Raw genomic sequence first — 3,895 nt, 5'->3', positions numbered from 1 at the left:
ATGTAGAGTGACGCGGGATGAATTTCACTATCGGTCCTTGGGCCAGCGGGCAAGGGCTGCGTCCGGTCGGCTGGAACGACGAGAGCGAAGAGGGCGGGCGTCGTGGCGGCCGCGGGGATCGTTCGGAAGCGCGCGACGAATTCCGCGCAGTCCGTCACCGGCTGCGCGCGGCTCTGGGCGACTTCGTCGACGCCCCGGCCGACAAGCAGGCCGAGGCCATCGCCATCCTCGAAGCCGCCGCCGAGGCGCTGGAAGCGCTGTCGCACAAGTAAGCTCGTCCAGCCGACCGGACGCAGCCCTTGCCCGCTGGCCCAAGGACCGATAGTGAAATTCATCCCGCGTCACTCTACATGGTGCGGGATGAATGCTGTTGGAGGAAGTCCGATGTCTTTTCTGAAGCGTCTTTTCGGCGGTGGCGGCGGCGGAACCCAGACGGCTGAGCCGACGAGTGCAGCGCCAGCCAAGCAGGTCGAGCACAAGGGCTTTCTGATCAGCGCCACGCCCTACAAGGCCGATGGCCAGTACCAGACCTGCGGCGTCGTCTCCAAGGAGATCGACGGCGTGGTGAAGGAACACAAATTCATCCGCGCCGACCGCTTTGCCGGGCTCGATGACGCCGTCGACATCTCGATCAAGAAGGGCATCCAACTGGTCGACGAGCAGGGCGATCGGGTTTTTGGGTAAGGGCCGGACCATCGCCACACCGAGCGCCCCTTAGCCGCCCGGGCCTTGCGCCACGATAGACCTATCGCTCAGGGGTTGACGTGCGACCGCCAGCGGGTCAATTCGTCCTGGCGGGATCGATCGTCATCAGGCGTGCCCTTGCCTCGATCAGGTGCCTTTGCGCGGCCCTTATCCGGCTGCACAATGCCAGATTGAGGGCGACGCCACCTTCCTCATCCAGCAAGTCGTTCGCGCACTTCAAAGAGTGCTCAGCTCTCCTTATACGCAGTCTGGCTTTGGCCGCTTCCATGCTGTGAATTTCAATCATTGCGCCGCGTCCTTTGCGGTTCCGGTCCCTTCATGGACTAAACCGCTGATGATCGCATTGGTTCCGGCCCAGGGAATATGCCCGCGGCTTCGGCTATTTCGTTGTCGTGTTGAATTCACGGTTTGCCGTGTAATCGATCACGAAGGTACCCTCGGGAGCGCGAACGCCCTGCTTCACATTTGATATAGTCACCGTTGTGGTAAGTCCCTTCTCGTCGGTGAGGCTCCATCTGCGCAGATCGAGAGATTTACTGTCGAACACCATGGAGATGCTCGAATTGCCGAAGGTCGATCTGTCGGCCAGCTTGACGGTAACTTGGGCGCCATCGTCCCTGATGCTTTTCACGCGATTGCCGGAGAAGTCGACCTTATTGTCGAGCAGCAGCTTAAGCGGCGTCTTCGAGAGAGCATAAAGCCGCGATGTCTTCAGCTTTCTGTTATAAACCACCAGGGATTTGCCATCTGCAATCACGCTGATCCCTGATTGGCCTGCATAGTTGAATCGGATCTTGCCGGGGCGTTGTAGAAAAAACCTGCCACGGGTCCTCTCCGCATTTGGACCCGACTGGACGAAGTCCCCGGACATGGACTTTACCGATGAGAGGTGATCGGCAATCGTCTTGCCATCAACAGGCGCGGCGGAGATCGCGGCGGTGGATGCCGCATACATCGCGGCAGCGCTGGCAACGGCGAACCAGCAACCCAGCAGTACTTTGATCCGATAGCCCATCGCTTATCCCACCTCCGGAGCAGGCGCGTGATCGAAAGAGATCACGCGCCTCCAGGTCAGTAACCCTCCGGGCATCGTGCAACGTAAACCCGGCCATACTGATCGCGATATCTGCACTGGCCGGCTTCGCTGGCGTGCCCGATGACGGCCCCGGCTATCGCGCCAACCGCACCGCCAACAACCGCCCCTTGCACAGGATCGCCGGCCACCGCGGCGCCTACCGCTGCGCCACCCAAGCCGCCGACGGCAGCGCCTTGTTCTGTACGGGAGCACGCCGAGAGCGGAATGAGCAGGCTCAAAATGAGCAGCGTCTTTTTCATTGGTTCTCTCCTGGGCTACTATTAGCCAAAGCTTAAATGCTCAAGAAAGCTTTTCGATCCATCGTGGGTTGCCTGTCCGTCAAGCGCCGGGCCGTGGCGGACCCGTGTGCCCTCCGGCTCAAACGCCTGCAATCGCCAAAAGCCAGGCCAGGATATCGAGCAGCAGAAACAGCAGCGCAATCTGCAGCGCCACCCGCAGCCGCTGGATAATTCGCCAGTTGCCGGCCATGTCCGCCTTGATGCGAAGCGCAAGCGCGCGGCGCATGGCCGACATCGTCGTCGGCCTGTCGCCGTCGACATATTGATCAAGCAACTCTTCGGGATCGAAGCGGAATGTGTATTGGTGGTAGGGCCAAAGCATGAAGACGATCAGCCCGCCAATGCCGAACAGCAGGGCCACCGCAATCCAGTCCCAAGGCCCAAGCCCGTTGGAAAGGGCCGCACCGCCAAGCAACGAGTTTGCGAAGGCGGTGGCGAAGACAAGGCTGCCGGCGCGGCTGCTCATGTTCTCCACAAGGGTTTGCTGTTGCGTGAGACCTCTCACTGCTTCCTGATAAATGAATGCAAGACGCGGATCGTCGTCGGTAACAGCGCTTGCGGCAATTCTGTTGCTTTCGCTTCCACTCGGATGTTCGACCATCAGGGTGTCCTCTCTGGCGTGGACTGGATGCGCGAGCTCAGTCGAGATCGCTTGCCTGCAAACGTTGGCCGTAAGCTGCCTCGCGCAAGGGGGAATCCGCAGTGAACCGAACGGGCCAGGCTGATTGCGCGCCTGGCCAGCAAGGTGTGGAAATCGACGCGGACTAAGCCGGCTGCAACTCCCTGCGCGGTAGCGGCGGAAACGCGATGGCGATGCCGACCGCGCCGAGCCCGATAAGAGCCGAGCCGATGAACAGCCAGGAATAGTTGGCGTAGGCGTCGAACACCATGCCGCCGGCAAGCGGGCCCAGCGCCATGCCGAGGCTGGACAGCATGGTGGCGGCGCCGAACACGGTGCCGAGGATGCGCTGGCCGAAATATTCGCGCGCCAGCACCGCATAGAGCGGCATGACGCCGCCATAGGTGGCACCGAAGATAACGGCCAGCATGTAGAACTGCTCAAGCCGGCTGATCGAGAGATAGGCGGCAATGACGATCGCCTGGATCGCCAGGCCCGCGATCAGCACCGGCTTGACGCCCAGCCGGTCGGCCAGCACGCCGTAGAAGAGCCGGCCGCCGAGGCCTGCCAGGCCTTCGACACTGTAGATCGAGACCGCTGCCATGGGGGCGACGCCACACAGCATGGCATAGCTGACCATATGGAAGATCGGGCCGGAATGCGCCGCACAGCAGGCAAAGAAGGTCAGCCCCAGCACGATGAACTGCGGTGAGCGCAGCGCCTTGCCGACCGTCAGGCCGGCGCCTTCGGCAACCGGCGCGGAGCCGGTATCGGCCATGACGGGCTTCGGTGGTTGGCGCACCAGCAGCACCGCCGGCAACAGCAATAGCCAGGCGGTAATGCCGATATCGAACATGGCGGTGCGCCAGTCATAGGCGGAGATCAGCCAGCGGGCGAAGGGCGAAATCGTCATCGGCGCCACGCCCATGCCGGCCGAGACCAGCGAGACGGCGAGGCTACGGTTGGTGTCGAACCAGCCTGTGGTCAGCGCGATCATCGGCGCGAAAAAGGCGCTTGCCGCGAGGCCGACCAGCACGCCATAGGTAATCTGGAAGCTCAGCAGCGAACCGGCCCGGCTGGCCAGCACCAGCGCCAGCCCGAGCAGAACCGCGCCGGTCATCACGACGATGCGGGCGCCAAAACGGTCCGATATCGCGCCCCAGGCGAAGCCGCCAAGGCCCATCACCAGGAAGTTGA

7 protein-coding genes are annotated in these 3,895 nt (G+C 62.2%); 2 read left to right on the top strand and 5 right to left on the bottom strand.

Annotated elements, in window-relative coordinates; genetic code table 11:
• Nucleotides 1-17: 17 nt before the first annotated feature.
• Both EOA22_RS26715 and EOA22_RS26710 read left to right on the top strand, forming a co-directional pair.
• Nucleotides 18-272, top strand: a complete 255-nt coding sequence (locus EOA22_RS26715) for a hypothetical protein (protein WP_245478693.1) — start codon at nucleotides 18-20, stop codon at nucleotides 270-272.
• 112 nt (nucleotides 273-384) lie between these two features.
• Nucleotides 385-684, top strand: a complete 300-nt coding sequence (locus tag EOA22_RS26710) for an HlyU family transcriptional regulator (RefSeq protein WP_024505488.1) — start codon at nucleotides 385-387, stop codon at nucleotides 682-684.
• A gap of 97 nt (nucleotides 685-781) precedes the next feature.
• On the opposite strand, the gene EOA22_RS26705 is transcribed toward EOA22_RS26710, so the two are convergent.
• The 5 genes from EOA22_RS26705 to EOA22_RS26685 all read right to left on the bottom strand — a co-directional run.
• The gene (locus EOA22_RS26705; protein ID WP_013530154.1) at nucleotides 782-991 is read right to left on the bottom strand and encodes a hypothetical protein; all 210 of its coding nucleotides are present in this window, start codon (nucleotides 989-991) and stop codon (nucleotides 782-784) included.
• 93 nt (nucleotides 992-1,084) lie between these two features.
• Complete coding sequence (locus EOA22_RS26700; protein WP_063168774.1) at nucleotides 1,085-1,720, bottom strand: outer membrane lipoprotein carrier protein LolA; 636 nt, start codon at nucleotides 1,718-1,720, stop codon at nucleotides 1,085-1,087.
• 56 nt (nucleotides 1,721-1,776) lie between these two features.
• On the bottom strand, nucleotides 1,777-2,040 hold the full coding sequence (locus EOA22_RS26695) for a YMGG-like glycine zipper-containing protein (RefSeq protein ID WP_013530156.1): 264 nt from the start codon (nucleotides 2,038-2,040) through the stop codon (nucleotides 1,777-1,779).
• Between the two features lie 118 nt (nucleotides 2,041-2,158).
• Nucleotides 2,159-2,545, bottom strand: coding sequence for a hypothetical protein (locus EOA22_RS26690; protein ID WP_082826532.1), 387 nt, complete (start codon nucleotides 2,543-2,545; stop codon nucleotides 2,159-2,161).
• Between the two features lie 298 nt (nucleotides 2,546-2,843).
• A partial coding sequence (locus EOA22_RS26685) for an MFS transporter (protein WP_127390334.1) occupies nucleotides 2,844-3,895 on the bottom strand: 1,052 nt, incomplete at its 5' end.

This window comes from Mesorhizobium sp. M7A.F.Ca.US.014.04.1.1, from assembly GCF_003998745.1.
Classification (GTDB): domain Bacteria; phylum Pseudomonadota; class Alphaproteobacteria; order Rhizobiales; family Rhizobiaceae; genus Mesorhizobium; species Mesorhizobium ciceri.
This window is presented reverse-complemented; position numbering and strand designations above follow the sequence as displayed.